The organism is Stenotrophomonas sp. YJH_SMC_29 (assembly GCF_059371235.1).
Window position 1 is genome coordinate 50,603 of record NZ_JCAFUK010000006.1, and the last position, 12,999, is coordinate 63,601.

The 12,999-nt window shown below is 66.8% G+C and carries 15 protein-coding genes; 12 read left to right on the plus strand and 3 right to left on the minus strand.

The features are described 5' to 3' along the window. Positions 1-133: 133 nt before the first annotated feature. A complete protein-coding gene (locus AC5P9I_RS08505; RefSeq protein WP_065177819.1) occupies positions 134-523 on the minus strand; it encodes a RidA family protein in 390 nt (129 codons plus the stop codon). Between the two features lie 108 nt (positions 524-631). On the opposite strand from AC5P9I_RS08505, the gene AC5P9I_RS08510 reads away from it, so the two are divergent. After that, on the plus strand, positions 632-1,525 hold the full coding sequence (locus AC5P9I_RS08510; protein ID WP_130768299.1) for a LysR family transcriptional regulator: 894 nt from the start codon (positions 632-634) through the stop codon (positions 1,523-1,525). Between the two features lie 56 nt (positions 1,526-1,581). Continuing rightward, on the plus strand, positions 1,582-2,091 hold the full coding sequence (gene dnaQ, locus AC5P9I_RS08515) for a DNA polymerase III subunit epsilon (RefSeq protein WP_058979216.1): 510 nt from the start codon (positions 1,582-1,584) through the stop codon (positions 2,089-2,091). 13 nt (positions 2,092-2,104) lie between these two features. Here the strand turns inward: dnaQ and AC5P9I_RS08520 are convergent, their stop codons facing one another. Then, a complete protein-coding gene (locus AC5P9I_RS08520; protein WP_130768298.1) occupies positions 2,105-3,319 on the minus strand; it encodes a glycosyltransferase in 1,215 nt (404 codons plus the stop codon). Between the two features lie 281 nt (positions 3,320-3,600). Here AC5P9I_RS08520 and rpmB point away from each other — a divergent pair, with 281 nt between their 5' ends. The 10 genes from rpmB (at position 3,601) to AC5P9I_RS08570 (ending at position 12,509) form a co-directional block, all read left to right on the plus strand. Then, complete coding sequence (rpmB, locus tag AC5P9I_RS08525) at positions 3,601-3,837, plus strand: 50S ribosomal protein L28 (RefSeq protein ID WP_005411638.1); 237 nt, start codon at positions 3,601-3,603, stop codon at positions 3,835-3,837. Between the two features lie 10 nt (positions 3,838-3,847). Beyond that, a complete protein-coding gene (gene rpmG / locus AC5P9I_RS08530) occupies positions 3,848-4,015 on the plus strand; it encodes a 50S ribosomal protein L33 (protein ID WP_169411268.1) in 168 nt (55 codons plus the stop codon). 482 nt (positions 4,016-4,497) lie between these two features. Then, positions 4,498-4,746, plus strand: a complete 249-nt coding sequence (locus AC5P9I_RS08535; RefSeq protein ID WP_053461674.1) for a hypothetical protein — start codon at positions 4,498-4,500, stop codon at positions 4,744-4,746. A 125-nt stretch (positions 4,747-4,871) separates the two neighbouring features. Further along, entirely contained in the window at positions 4,872-6,290 is a 1,419-nt protein-coding gene (gene cls / locus AC5P9I_RS08540) for a cardiolipin synthase (protein ID WP_049471149.1), read from the plus strand. 73 nt (positions 6,291-6,363) lie between these two features. Then, complete coding sequence (locus AC5P9I_RS08545) at positions 6,364-7,017, plus strand: hypothetical protein (protein ID WP_130768297.1); 654 nt, start codon at positions 6,364-6,366, stop codon at positions 7,015-7,017. An 82-nt stretch (positions 7,018-7,099) separates the two neighbouring features. After that, positions 7,100-8,521: an FAD/NAD(P)-binding protein gene (locus tag AC5P9I_RS08550; RefSeq protein WP_130768296.1), complete on the plus strand. Its 1,422-nt coding sequence runs from the start codon at positions 7,100-7,102 to the stop codon at positions 8,519-8,521. A 9-nt stretch (positions 8,522-8,530) separates the two neighbouring features. Continuing rightward, positions 8,531-10,723, plus strand: coding sequence for a DNA helicase II (gene uvrD / locus AC5P9I_RS08555; protein WP_130768295.1), 2,193 nt, complete (start codon positions 8,531-8,533; stop codon positions 10,721-10,723). A gap of 122 nt (positions 10,724-10,845) precedes the next feature. Continuing rightward, on the plus strand, positions 10,846-11,172 hold the full coding sequence (locus AC5P9I_RS08560) for a low molecular weight protein tyrosine phosphatase family protein (protein ID WP_130768294.1): 327 nt from the start codon (positions 10,846-10,848) through the stop codon (positions 11,170-11,172). A gap of 106 nt (positions 11,173-11,278) precedes the next feature. Then, on the plus strand, positions 11,279-11,833 hold the full coding sequence (locus AC5P9I_RS08565) for a hypothetical protein (protein ID WP_049471154.1): 555 nt from the start codon (positions 11,279-11,281) through the stop codon (positions 11,831-11,833). Between the two features lie 229 nt (positions 11,834-12,062). Then, on the plus strand, positions 12,063-12,509 hold the full coding sequence (locus tag AC5P9I_RS08570; protein ID WP_005411629.1) for a universal stress protein: 447 nt from the start codon (positions 12,063-12,065) through the stop codon (positions 12,507-12,509). 169 nt (positions 12,510-12,678) lie between these two features. Here the strand turns inward: AC5P9I_RS08570 and AC5P9I_RS08575 are convergent, their stop codons facing one another. Then, on the minus strand, positions 12,679-12,963 hold the full coding sequence (locus tag AC5P9I_RS08575) for a DUF2782 domain-containing protein (RefSeq protein ID WP_014038952.1): 285 nt from the start codon (positions 12,961-12,963) through the stop codon (positions 12,679-12,681). Positions 12,964-12,999 lie beyond the last annotated feature (36 nt).

Below are 12,999 nucleotides of genomic sequence, written 5' to 3' on the forward strand. Positions count from 1 at the left end.
TCCTCCGGAAAGGGCTCTGACCCCACCACATCGTTCGGGTGCGCCGCGCACATGTGCTCTGGTAGGTGTCGACCTTGGTCGACACGCTTTTCGACCCCACCGCGTTGCCGGCCAGCGGCCGGCACTACCCGTATCACGGCAGCTTCGCGATCACCTTGATCTCGAACTGGAACCCATACAGCCAGGTCACGCCGATACCGGTCAGGGTCGGGTGCGGCGCCTCGCCCCAATACTCCGGCACGATCGCCCAGGCCTTCTCAAAGTTCTTCTCTGGATCGACCAGGAACACGGTCACGTCGATCACGTCATCGAACGTGCAGCCCGCAGCAGCCAACACGGCGTTGAGATTCTCGAAGGCGCGGCGCACCTGCGCCTCGAAGTCCGGCTCGGGCGAACCGTCCTCGCGGCTGCCGACCTGGCCGGAGACGAACAGGAAACCGTTGGATCGGATCGCCGGCGAGTAGCGGTTGCGCTCGTACAGGGCCTGGCGGCCGGTGGGGAAAACGACATCACGCTGTGACATGGGGAAGATCCCTTGGGAGAGAACGCCATCCTCCGCGCCAGTGCTGTCTGGATAAACCGCGATGATCGGCCTAGATTGATTGTCAATTCCAACCAATCATGGCCCGCCATGGACCGTTTCGAGGCGATGCGGGCGTTTGCCCGGGTCGTGGAAACCGGCAGCTTCACCCGCGCCGCGCACACGCTGCAGATCAGCCGCACCACGGTCACCCAGCTGGTGCAGCAGCTGGAGGCACACCTGCGGCTGCGCCTGCTCAACCGCACCACGCGCCGGGTCAGCGTCACCGCCGACGGCGCGGCCTACTACCCGCGCATCGCCCGCCTGCTGGCCGAGCTGGAAGAGGTGGAGGGCGGGCTGGGTGACGCAGCCAGCCAGCCGCGCGGCCGCCTGCGGGTGGATGTGCCCGGACCCTACGCGCGGCTGCGGCTGGTGCCGGCGCTGCCGGACTTCCAGGCGCGCTACCCGGACATCCAGCTGGACGTCGGCGTCAGCGACCGCGAAGTCGATGTCATCGCCGACAACGTCGACTGTGTGATCCGGGGTGGCACCCCGACCGACCCGGCACTGGTGGCGCGGCCGCTGGCGGCGCTGCCGATCGGTTTCCACGCCAGCCCCGGTTATGTGCAGCGTTTCGGCCTGCCGACCGATCCGCGCGCGCTGCAAGGCCCCGACCACCACATGGTCGGCTTCCTCAGCCCGCGCAGTGGCCGGGCGCGGGTGTTCAGCGCGCAGCGCGGCGATGAACGCGTCGAGGTGCAGGGCCGCTATACGGTCGGCTTCGATGACGGCAACGCCTATCTGGCCGCAGCGCTGGCGGGCCTGGGCGTGGTGGCGCTGCCCAGTTACATGGCCGAACCGCACGTGGCGCGTGGCGAGTTGCTGCCGGTACTGGAGGACTGGCAACTGCCGTCGATGCCGATGCACGTGATGTTCCCGCCGAACCGGCACATGAGCCAGCGGTTGCGGGTGTTCATTGATTGGGTGGTGGAAGCGCTGGGGTGAGTGCATCGGTCGCGTGCAAAAATCACCACCGCACGTAACAGGAAACATCGCCACACATGAGCCGCATCGTCGCACTGGATACCGAAACCACCGGCATCTCCCACCGCCTGGGGCATCGGGTGATCGAAATCGGTGCCGTCGAACTGATCGATGGCCAGCTCAGCGGCCGCCAGTTCCACACCTACCTGCAGCCGCAGCGCAGGGTCGACTGGGGCGCACAGCGCGTGCATGGCATCAGCGATGCGATGCTGGTGGGCAAGCCACTGTTTTCCAGCAAGGCTGCTGAACTGCTCGACTTCCTGCGCGGCAGCGAGATGGTCGCGCACAACGCCACCTTCGATGTGGGCTTCCTGGACAACGAGCTGCGTCTGTCCGGTATCCCCGGCACGCTGGCCCAGCACTGCCGCATCACCTGCAGCCTGAAGCTGGCGCGCGGGCGCTGGCCGGGCCAAGGCAACAAGCTGGATGATGTGCTGCAGCGCCTGCGCATTCCCAGCCAGCGCGGCCTGCACGGCGCGCTCAAGGATGCCCATCTGCTGGCGCAGGTGATTCCGCACCTGCGCTGAGGCCTGGCCGCTGTTACACCGGCCGCAACCAGCGCTCGATCATTGCCACGCCACGTGCCACCCCGTCCTCATGGCTCATCGCCGCGCCCAGGGCCGCCGCGCGTGCGCGTGTTGCGTCGGTTTCAGCGATGGTGATGGCTGCCGCCAGCGTTGCTGCATCCAGTCGCTTCGGTGACAACGGTGCCGGTGCCACGCCCAACCGATGCAGGCGATCGGCCCAGAAGAACTGATCCGCGGCGAACGGCATCACCAGCGAGGGAATGCCGGCGCGGCAGGCCGAATGCGTGGTGCCGCTGCCACCATGGTGGATGGCGAGTGCGCAATGCGGGAACAGTGCTTCGTGTGGCGTCGGGCCGAGCACGAACACATCTGCTGGCAGCGCGCCCGTCGGCAGCCCGGCCCAACCTGGAAACAGCAGCACCCGGCGCGGTGCCAGCGCCTGCAGCAGGGCCGGCAGCACGCGCTCGCGATCAAACCCGGTCATGCTGCCAAAGCCCAGGTACACCGGCAGCGGCCCGGCATCCAGGAAGGCCTGCAGATCGACCGGGGGCGTCCACGGCGCATCAGGAAGCCGCCACTGGCCACAGACGATGTGGTCGGCCGGCCAGTCCGCCGGTGGCGGCAGCAGCTGCGGCGAGATGCCATAGAGCATCGGCAGGCCGGACCACAACGCGCGGCGCGGCGATTGCCCCAGTTGCTGGCGTGCCGCGTTGATCGGCCGGCGGAACTGGCGCCAGATCAGGCCGTTGACCAGCCCATAGCTGGCGCGGTTCAACCAGCCCGGCGAACGTCCGGGCGGCAGGAACGGAGAGCGGAAGGCCCGTGTCGGGGTCAGCGGGATCATGCCGGTGCCGATGACCGGCATTCCGCGGCGTTCGCCCACGCTCATGCCGACGAAGGCCGCCAGTCCGCCGGTCAGCATCGCATCGCAGCCTTCTGCGGCCGCATCGGCCTGGCGCATCCAGCCGCTGACATGCTGCAGCGCCATCCGTGCCAGACCGGAACTGGCGGCGGCAACACCGTTGCCACGCGACACCAGGGCGACCACTTCGTCATGGATGTCACCTTCAAGGGCTGCATGGGGCACATCCAGGGCCTGCGCGCTGCCCAGGGTGCCGCCATCGGCCAGCAGTGTCACCGCGTGGCCTGCGCCGATCAGCCCATGGCAGAGCATGGCCAGCGGGCGCGTATCGCCTTCGGTTCCGTAGGTCAGGGCCAGCAGCCGCATGGAAAGCTCCGCAGTGATCCGGGCCAGTATGCCGGTTGGCGGAGTGCCCCCGGCCCTGCCGGTTCAGTCCCCGCCTGTGGGTAACTTGCGCAAGTGCTTGAACCCGTGCATAATGCGCGGCTCGCTGTGTCCGGTTTTCTATCGGGCGGCGCCCCCGGGAGCACGTCCCCGGCCGCCCAACGCCAGCGTAACCCTTTGATTCTCTTGACGTGTGGTGGGCAACCATCGAGGCCGCCGTCGCCCGGGCTACGGGCTGACAACTACTACTATCGAGGTGCGCAATGTCCCGCGTATGCCAGGTTTCCGGCAAGCGAGTGCAGACGGGTAACAACGTCTCGCACGCCAACAACAAGACCCGTCGTCGTTTCCTGCCGAATCTGCACGAGCGCCGTTTCTGGGTGGCCAGCGAGAACCGCTGGGTCAAGCTTCGTGTTTCCGCGCATGCACTGCGCACCATCGACAAGAACGGCATCGATTCCGTTCTGGCTGAGCTGCGTGCGCGCGGCGAAAAGGTCTGAGGAGTAAAGCATCATGGCAGGCAAGCGCGATAAGGTCCGTATGATTTCCTCGGCCGGTACCGGCCACTTCTACACGACCGACAAGAACAAGAAGAACACCCCGGGGAAGATGGAATTCCTGAAGTACGATCCGGTCGTGCGCAAGCACGTCCTGTACAAGGAAGGCAAGATCAAGTAATCCGCACGGATTGCTGGTCCCCGCGAAGAAACCCGCCCTTGTGGCGGGTTTTTTCATGCCCGGCATCCAGGTGGTGGGTGCCGACCGTTGGTCGGCACTGGGCAGTCCCTGCGCACGCTGTCGCCAATGGCGTCATGTCTGGAGCTAAGGGCTGAATGCGATAAGTGATTGTTCCTACCGGTTCCGGCGCCTCGCACGGTTCAAATCGATTGGAACGACGGGCGTGGCCGTGCCCATGATGGCGAGCCGCTGCGGTTGCAGCGGTCGGGCTTGCAATCCCGTGAAGTCAATCAATCAGTAGACTCGCCCGCCGTCGCCGGAGATCCCTCCGGCGACGGTTGGTGACCTATCCGCCTCTATGGCGGACGGTGCGAGGGGGCCTTGCGCCCGCCGGTTCGTTTGCTGATTGATTGCTTCCCGGTATTGCAACCACGCATCGTCCGCCACCTTCATCGGTGGCCAGATCCGTTGAAGGAGGTTGCATGAACACCCCATCACACCGGCAGGACCTGGAACTGGGCTGGCTGCGCCTGCAGCGCATGCTGGAAGGCATCGAGGGCATGGCGCTGCTGCTGTGCGACCACCACCTGGCACTGGCCAACGGCGCGCCGTCGCCGCTGCCGGAGGCGCAGCTGGAGCGGGCCGCACAGGCCATTGCCTGCATGGCGCTCAACGGCCGCCGCCATGCCGACGCGGTGCGGCAGCTGTGCGAGGTGCCGGTGCGGCATTGAGCCGTCCTGTAGAGCCGCCCCCACGCTCGGCTGCTGTGCCGCCGGACCGGAAGGCCGTCGAGCGCGGCTCGACTCGACAAGGGCCGGTGGGCAGAATGGCCCATCACCTCCCGACGGGCGACACGATGCTGTTCGAGTGGTTGCTGGGTTCCTACCTGCTGCTGATCGACTGGCTGATCCGGCTGGTCGCGCTGTGCTGGATTCCCACCCGCACCACGCCGGGGGCGGCGCGCAGCTGGCTGCTGCTGGTCGGCTTCGTGCCGCTGCTGGGCCTGCCGCTGTACCTGCTGTTCGGCCACCCATGGCTGTCGCGCGAGCGCATCCGCCGCCAGGCCGAGGCCTCGCAGGTCATCCGCGAGGAACAGGCGCTGCAGCATCGCCTGCGCTGGACACCGCAGCCGGACACCGCCAGCGCCGAGATCGTGCCGCTGGTGCAGCGCCAGGGCGACTTCATGCCGGTGCACGGCAACGCGGTCGACCTGCTGACCGACTACGACGAATCGCTGCACACGCTGATCGCCGATATCGACCAGGCCGAAGACCGCGTGCACCTGCTGTACTACCTGATGTTCGACGACGCGGTGGGCGAGGCGATCGTCGAGGCCCTGCAGCGTGCGGCTGCACGTGGCGTGCAATGCCGTGTGCTGCTCGATGCGGTAGGCGCCAAGCGCGGACTGCGCGCCTATCGCAAGCGCCTGGAAGCGCGCGACATCGAGGTGCGCGCGATGCTGCCCGGTGGCCTGCGCTGGCGCCGCAGCGGGCGCATGGACCTGCGCAACCACCGCAAGATCGCGGTGATCGACAACGAAGTGGCCTATGTCGGTTCGCAGAACCTGGCCGGCCCGCAGTTCGTGCCCGGCCACCCGAACCGCGAACTGGTGGCGCGCGTGCGCGGCCCGGCGGTGGCGCATCTGGAAGCGGTCTTCGCCAGCGACTGGTACATGGAAACCGGCCAGCGCCTGGACGTGATCGCCGATGTGCCCGAGTGCAGCGACGACATCGCCACCCAGCTGCTGCCCAGCGGCCCGGCTTATCCGTACAGCAACGCACGCGATGCGGTGGCGGCGCTGATCCACCTGGCGCGGCGCCGGCTGGTGATGGTTACCCCGTACTTCGTGCCTGACGAAGCCACGCTCAGCGCCTTGCGTATTGCGGCGTTGTCCGGCGTGCAGGTGCAGCTGATCCTCTCGGCCAGCAACAACCAGCGGCTGACGTCGTGGGCGCAGGAGGCCTACTACGACGAACTGCTGCGCTGCGGCGTGCGCATCGCGCTGTACGAGCCGCAGTTCCTGCATGCCAAGCACATGAGCGTGGACGAGGACATCGCCGTGCTCGGCTCGATCAACATGGACATCCGCTCGTTCGCGCTGAATGCCGAGATCGGCCTGGTCTGCTACGACCGCGCGCTGGTGCAGCAGCTGTGCGCGATCGAGGATGGCTACCTGCGCGAGTCGCGGCAGCTGGACCTGCAGCAGTGGCGTAGCCGCCCTACGTGGCGGCGCAGCCGCGAAGGCATCGCACGACTGGCCGATGCGTTGATGTGAGAAAAATCAGCCTCCAGATCGCCGTTCGTGTTCACCGCGACCGCTATGTCTACAAGGAGCAAGAGGGGGGGGTATGGGTAGCAAGAAGTACGGATTGCGGATATCCGACGACGATGGAAACATGATGATTGAGGTTGGATCACATGTTGTTGCCGAGCTTCCAGGTTTTGCGGAAGCAATAGGCACTATTGCCTCGAACTGGGCTCAGGCGGAAGTCAATCTCTACTGCCTGATCGCGGTTTTGATGAACACAACGCCGGAGCTGGCAGAGAAGAAAGCCGCTTCGTACGCAATCGCAAAGAGTGCAACTGCCGGGGCACGGAGGATCGCAGCCGAGCATCTGACTGGATCGGAGCTACAAGGTGTCAATGAGGCACTGGATTCGTTGGATGCTGTGCGTCCCCTCCGTAACAGGGTGCAGCACGACACTTGGGGGCGAAAGTCAATGGATAGCGGTCGCCTCTATCGAATTCACCGCAACCAGTACCTTGCATTCACTCTGAAGTTGCTGGACGTGCAGAAGATGATTGGTACGCCAGCCGAGGCAGGGGCGAAAGAAAGCGCCTGGAACTTCGTGGAAGAGATATCCGAGGGATACTCGATTTCTGAACTCGAAAGGATTGCCGAAGATATCGATGCTGCTAGCAAGCTCCTGCTGGGGGCAATGTTTGTCATTAGGGCTCGTCAGTTGAGGACATCACCCCAAGTTTGGCCTTGCGAAACCTGACCCACTGCACCTCCGGATTTTCTGGCGCTTTGCGGAAGACCAACCATCCCGCCCGCTTCGGCAACCCGGCCCGTCATCGCCGATGGCCTACAATCGGCGCATGACTGATTCACCGCGTAATGGCGAACTGGACCTGGCAATCATCGGCGGTGGTGCGGCCGGGGTGCTGGTGGCGATCCAGGTGCTGCGCCAGGCCCAGGCGCCGCTGGCGATTGCCATCTTCGAACCCGCCTCGCAGCTGGCGCAGGGCATCGCCTATGCCACGCCCTGGCCGGAGCACCTGCTGAACGTGCCGGCGGCGAAGATGAGTGCGTTTGCCGACCAGCCTGGCGATTTCCTCGACTACCTGATGGCCGCCAACGCCTACCCGGGCGAGGCGCGCGAGGTGCTGGGCGAGCGCTACGTGTGCCGCCACTACTTTGCGGCGTACCTGCAGCAGCGCCTGCAGGAGGCCGCCGCGGCCAGCCCGGCGCAGCTGCAGGTGATCGCGCAGCCGGTGCTGGGCCTGCAGCCGGATGACCACGGCTACCAGCTGGCACTCGGCGATGGACAGACGCTGCATGCCGCGCAGGTGGCACTGGCCACCGGCAACAGCATGCGGCCGCTGCCGGTAGCCGGTGCCGAGGCACTGCCCGCCGACGATGTGATCGAGGCCTGGGACTACGACGGCGTGCGCACCCTGGCCGGTGAGCAGGCCGTGGCCATCGTCGGCTCCGGCCTGAGCATGGCCGACACCGTGCTGGCGCTGGTTGCAGCCGGCCACACCGGCCCGCTGCATGTGATCTCGCGCCATGGCCTGCTGCCGCTGCCGCATGCGCATGGTGGCCTGCCCACGTTCGACCCGGCTGCGCTGCTGCCGATGAGCCTGCGCCAGCGCCTGCGCGCGTTGCGCGGGTTCGCCCGCCAGGCGCAGGCCGAGGGCCTGCCGTGGCAGGGCGTGATGGACCGCATCCGTCCGCACGGGCAGGCGCTGTGGTGCAGCCTCGACGCGGCCGACCAGCGCCGCTTCCTGCGCCATGTGGTGCGCTACTGGGACGTGCATCGCCACCGCATCGCCGAAGAGGTCGACGCACAGCTGCAGGCGCTGATCGAAAGCGGCCAACTGCGTATTCACCGGTCCCGCCTGCAACGCGTCGGCCGCGAAGGCGATGCCCTGCGGCTGTCGGGTCGCGATGCCTCCGGCAAGGATCAGCAGTGGACGATCAGCGGGGTGATCAACGCCACCGGTGTGGAAACCCGCGCCAGCGCGCTGCGCAATCCGCTGCTGCAGCAGCTGCAGGCCGATGGCCTGGCCCGCCCCGGCCCGCATGGGCTGGGCCTGGACAGCACGGTGCCGGGCGACCGCCTGCGTGCGGCCGGTGGCCAGTCGCAGGCACGGCTGGGCGTACTTGGCAGCCTGCGCATCGGCAGCCTGTGGGAAAGCCTGGCGGTGCCTGAACTGCGTCAGCAGGCGCAGGCGCTGGCCACCCAGGTGGTCGCAGGAGCCGCGACGGCGATGCCGTAAAATGGGGGCATGGATGTCTCCCACCTGCTTGATGGCCTGAACCCGGCCCAGCGCGAAGCCGTCTCCGCTCCCCCCGGTCACCACCTGGTGCTGGCCGGTGCCGGTTCCGGCAAGACCCGCGTACTCACCCACCGCATCGCCTGGCTGCATGAAGTCGATGGCGTGCCGACCCACGGCATTTTCGCGGTGACCTTCACCAACAGGGCGGCCGGCGAGATGCGCCACCGCATCGATGCACAGTTGCCCCATGGCAGCCGTGGCATGTGGATCGGTACCTTCCACGGCCTGGCCAACCGCCTGCTGCGCCTGCACTGGCAGGACGCGAAGCTGCCCGAAGGCTTCCAGGTGATGGATTCGGACGACCAGCTGCGGCTGGTCAAGCGCGTGGTGCAGGCGCTGGAGCTGGACGACGGCAAGTACCCGCCCAAGCAGATCGCGTGGTGGATCAACGCGCAGAAGGACGAGGGCCGCCGCCCACAGCACATCCAGCCGGAACCGCACGACGCGTGGCTGGAAACCATGCGCCAGGCCTACATCGAGTACCAGGCGCGCTGCGACCGCGCCGGGCTGGTCGACTTCGCCGAGCTGCTGCTGCGCGCGCATGAACTGCTGCGCGACAATCCGGCGCTGCTGTCGCACTACCGCGCCCGCTTCCGCGAGATCCTGGTGGACGAGTTCCAGGACACCAACGCCATCCAGTACGCCTTCGTGCGCGTGCTGGCCGGTGATTCCGGCCACGTGTTCGTGGTCGGCGACGATGACCAGGCCATCTACGGCTGGCGCGGCGCCAAGGTCGAGAACGTGCAGGGCTTCCTGCGCGATTTCCCGGGCGCGCAGACCATCCGCCTGGAGCAGAACTACCGCTCCACCGCCAACATCCTCGGCGCTGCCAACGCGGTGATCGCGCACAACCCGGACCGCATCGGCAAGCAGCTGTGGACCGACAGCGGCGACGGCGAGCCGATCGACCTGTACGCCGCGTACAACGAGATGGACGAGGCGCGCTACATCGTCGAGCGCGCCCGCCAGTGGGTGCGCGACGGGGGCAGCTACACCGAAGTGGCCGTGCTCTATCGCAGCAACGCGCAGTCGCGCGCGCTGGAAGAAGCGCTGCTGAGCGAGCAGGTGCCGTACCGCGTGTATGGCGGCATGCGCTTCTTCGAACGGGCCGAAATCAAGGACGCGCTGGCCTACCTGCGCCTGCTGTCCAACCGCAACGATGACGCCGCCTTCGAGCGCGCGGTCAACACGCCCACCCGGGGCATCGGCGACCGTACGCTGGACGAAGTGCGTCGCGAGGCGCGCGCGCAGGGCATCTCGCTGTGGGAAGCAACGATGCTGGTCACCCAGGGCAACGCGCTGGCCGCGCGCGCGCGCAATGCGCTGGCCGGCTTCCTGGGACTGGTCAACGAGCTGCAGGCACAGACCGTGCACATGACCCTGGCCGAGCGCGTGGACCACGTGCTGGCCCGCTCGCAGCTGCGCGAGCACTGGAGCAAGGAAAGCCGCAATTCGCTGGATTCGGAATCGCGCACCGACAACCTCGACGAACTGGTCTCGGTCGCCTCGCGCTTCGTGCGCCGCGCCGACGACATCGAGGAAGTGGGCGAGGACATGGACGAGCTGGTCGCGTTCCTGGCCTATGCCGCGCTGGAGGCCGGTGAAGGCCAGGCGCAGGCCGGCGAGGACGGTGTGCAGTTGATGACCCTGCATTCGGCCAAGGGCCTGGAATTCCCGCTGGTGTTCCTGGCGGGCATGGAAGACGGCCTGTTCCCCAGCGCACGTTCGCTGGAAGAAAGCGGGCGGCTGGAGGAAGAGCGCCGCCTGGCCTACGTCGGCATCACCCGCGCGCGCCAGAAGCTGGTGCTGAGCTACGCCGAGTCGCGCCGCATCCACGGCCAGGACAACTACAGCCTGCCGTCGCGCTTCCTGCGCGAGATTCCGCGCGAGCTGCTGCACGAAGTGCGCCCGAAGGTGCAGGTCTCGCGGCCGGCCTCGATGGGCGCCAGCCGGGTGATGGGCCATGCCTCGATCGAGGCGCCGCCAGTCAAGCTCGGCGCGCTGGTCACCCATCCCAAGTTCGGCGAAGGCATGGTGACCGACTACGAAGGCAGCGGCGCGCACGCCCGCGTGCAGGTCGAGTTTGCTGATGCCGGCAGCAAGTGGCTGGTGATGGCCTACGCCAACCTGACGGTGATCTGATCACCGTTCAGGGGTCGGATCCCTCCCGCAGGGAGGGCTCTGACCCCATCGCGGAATGCACGTGGTTGGGGCCGGAGCCTTTTCCGTTGGAAAAGGGATCCGGCCCCGATTAGGCTGCGCGCATGACCCGCAACGTGCTCTTCCTCTGCAGCCAGAACCGCCTGCGCAGCCCCACCGCCGAGCAGGTATTCGCCGACTGGCCGGGCATCGAGACCGCCTCGGCCGGGTTGCTGGCCGATGCCGAGGAAGTGCTCAGCTCTGAGCTGCTGCAGTGGGCCGATATCGTGTTCGTGATGGAGCGCGCCCACCGCAACCGGCTGTCCAGCCGCTACAAGGCATGGCTGAACGGCAAGCGGGTGATCTGCCTGGATATCCCGGACGACTACGAGTACATGGACCCGGTGTTGGTGGAGCTGCTGAAGCGCAAGGTCACGCCCTTCCTGCGTTGACAGGCTGTTGTAGAGCCGAGCCGATGCTCGGCGGCGTCTGGCGCGAAAAGCAGCCGAGCATCGGCTCGGCTCTACAATAGGCGGCACTTCTTCCAGGAACGCCCCCATGACCGAACCCACGCTGCACGTCACCGTGACGTTGAATGCCAAGCTGCAACCCGAACATCGCCATGAACTGTTCGAGGATCCGCTTGACGCGTTGTTGCAGGCGGCCCAGGTGGGCGAGCTGACGGGCGGCGGCACTGCGATGTCCGATCTGGGTGAGGTCGAATACGGCGACATCGAAGTGGCGCTGGTCGATGCGGGTGGCGTACCGAAGCTGATCGACCTGCTGGAGCAGTTGGGTGCACCGAAGGGCTCGAAGATCCACGGCGCAGGCGAGGCCGACCGCAGTTTCGGCGTGACCGAGGGCCTGGGCATCTACCTGGATGGCCTGAACCTGCCGGACGACGTCTACGAGCAGTGCGATTCCAACCACGTGTTCGAGCAGCTGTCGGAGAGCATCGACGGCCTGGGCGAGATCTGCAGCTGGTGGCAGGGCCCGACCGAGACCGCGCTGTACATGTACGGCCAATCGTTCGAGGCGATGCGCGATGCGATCGCCGAATTCGTGGCCAGCTACCCGCTGTGTCAGAACGCGCGCATCGTGCAGATCGCCTGAGCGACGTTGTCGTAGAGCCGAGCCCATGCTCGGCTGCCTTTCCCGCCAGAAGCAGCCGAGCACGGGCTCGGCTCTACAGAGAAGGGCGGGCCGGGCCTGTCCCCCGGACCACGTGACGATGCGCACAGGCCGCTGCGCGACGCCGGATTGATCCTGCTCAAGGCGCCGCCTCCACATCCGGTGTGCAATGGTGTCGTTCCCATCTGGCAGACCGCCACGGAGCCCCACCATGTACAAGCGCATCCTGATTGCCACCGACGGGTCCGAGCTGGCCGACAAGGGCCTGGCGAAGGGCCTGGAGCTGGCCAAGGACCTCAACGCCGAGGTCGATATCGTCACTGTTTCCGAGCCGTGGGCGGTCGGCATGTACGACGCCATGGGCTGGAGCGTGGGTTACATGAACAGCCCCGAGTACAAGGCCGACCGCGAGGAAGGGGCGCAGAAGGTGCTGCAGCCGGCGCTGGCCAAGGCCGCCGAGCAGGGCATCACCGCCAACCCGGTACACGTGCTGGACCGCTACGCGGCCGACGGCATCATCGAGACCGCCGGCGAGCGCAACAGCGACCTGATCGTGATGACCTCGCACGGCCGCCGTGGCGTGACCCGTGTACTGCTGGGCAGCCAGACCGCCGAAGTGCTGGCGCGCAGCACGCTGCCGGTGCTGGTCATCCGCTGATCCATACCCGCTGATTCAAGCGTTCCCGGGGAGGGGACCCGACGCCGGCCGCAGGATGCGCGCCGGCGTTGTTTTTTGTGGGGGATCGGGGGCCGTGCCGACGGCCCCGAGGGGGTCAGAGCCCTTTCCTGTGGAAAGGGATCCGGCCCCGGTCACAACCCCGGTCACCTCACCAGCTGTACAGCTTCCAGTAGACCGGCGACACGCCGTCCTTGTCGTTGTCCATGCGGCCGTCGCCGTTCTTGTCGTACATGTAGAACGGGGCACCGCGCGACGGGGTCACCTTGACCATGCGCAGCTGGCCGGACACACGGTATTCCTCGATGGTGTCACCGTTGTCCATGGTGCGCTTGGATACATCCGCGCCCTTGACGTCCACCGGGGGAGCACCCGCGCCACCCATGCTGGCGCAGCCAGCGAGCAGGAGCAGGGAAGCCAGCATCAGGGTCTTCATCGGCGGGGGCCTTTGCCTGGAAAGAGCCCTGATTAT

What these genes read in the sequence shown, in the direction of transcription:
- AC5P9I_RS08545 (WP_130768297.1), top strand. Translation starts at nt 6,364, where the DNA reads ATGGGTAGCAAGAAGTACGGATTGCGGATATCCGACGACGATGGAAAC.
- dnaQ (WP_058979216.1), top strand. Translation starts at nt 1,582, where the DNA reads ATGAGCCGCATCGTCGCACTGGATACCGAAACCACCGGCATCTCCCAC.
- uvrD (WP_130768295.1), top strand. Translation starts at nt 8,531, where the DNA reads ATGGATGTCTCCCACCTGCTTGATGGCCTGAACCCGGCCCAGCGCGAA.
- AC5P9I_RS08550 (WP_130768296.1), top strand. Translation starts at nt 7,100, where the DNA reads ATGGCCTACAATCGGCGCATGACTGATTCACCGCGTAATGGCGAACTG.
- AC5P9I_RS08505 (WP_065177819.1), bottom strand. Translation starts at nt 523, where the DNA reads ATGTCACAGCGTGATGTCGTTTTCCCCACCGGCCGCCAGGCCCTGTAC.
- AC5P9I_RS08560 (WP_130768294.1), top strand. Translation starts at nt 10,846, where the DNA reads ATGACCCGCAACGTGCTCTTCCTCTGCAGCCAGAACCGCCTGCGCAGC.
- AC5P9I_RS08570 (WP_005411629.1), top strand. Translation starts at nt 12,063, where the DNA reads ATGTACAAGCGCATCCTGATTGCCACCGACGGGTCCGAGCTGGCCGAC.
- rpmB (WP_005411638.1), top strand. Translation starts at nt 3,601, where the DNA reads ATGTCCCGCGTATGCCAGGTTTCCGGCAAGCGAGTGCAGACGGGTAAC.
- AC5P9I_RS08535 (WP_053461674.1), top strand. Translation starts at nt 4,498, where the DNA reads ATGAACACCCCATCACACCGGCAGGACCTGGAACTGGGCTGGCTGCGC.
- cls (WP_049471149.1), top strand. Translation starts at nt 4,872, where the DNA reads ATGCTGTTCGAGTGGTTGCTGGGTTCCTACCTGCTGCTGATCGACTGG.
- AC5P9I_RS08510 (WP_130768299.1), top strand. Translation starts at nt 632, where the DNA reads ATGGACCGTTTCGAGGCGATGCGGGCGTTTGCCCGGGTCGTGGAAACC.
- AC5P9I_RS08575 (WP_014038952.1), bottom strand. Translation starts at nt 12,963, where the DNA reads ATGAAGACCCTGATGCTGGCTTCCCTGCTCCTGCTCGCTGGCTGCGCC.
- AC5P9I_RS08520 (WP_130768298.1), bottom strand. Translation starts at nt 3,319, where the DNA reads ATGCGGCTGCTGGCCCTGACCTACGGAACCGAAGGCGATACGCGCCCG.
- AC5P9I_RS08565 (WP_049471154.1), top strand. Translation starts at nt 11,279, where the DNA reads ATGACCGAACCCACGCTGCACGTCACCGTGACGTTGAATGCCAAGCTG.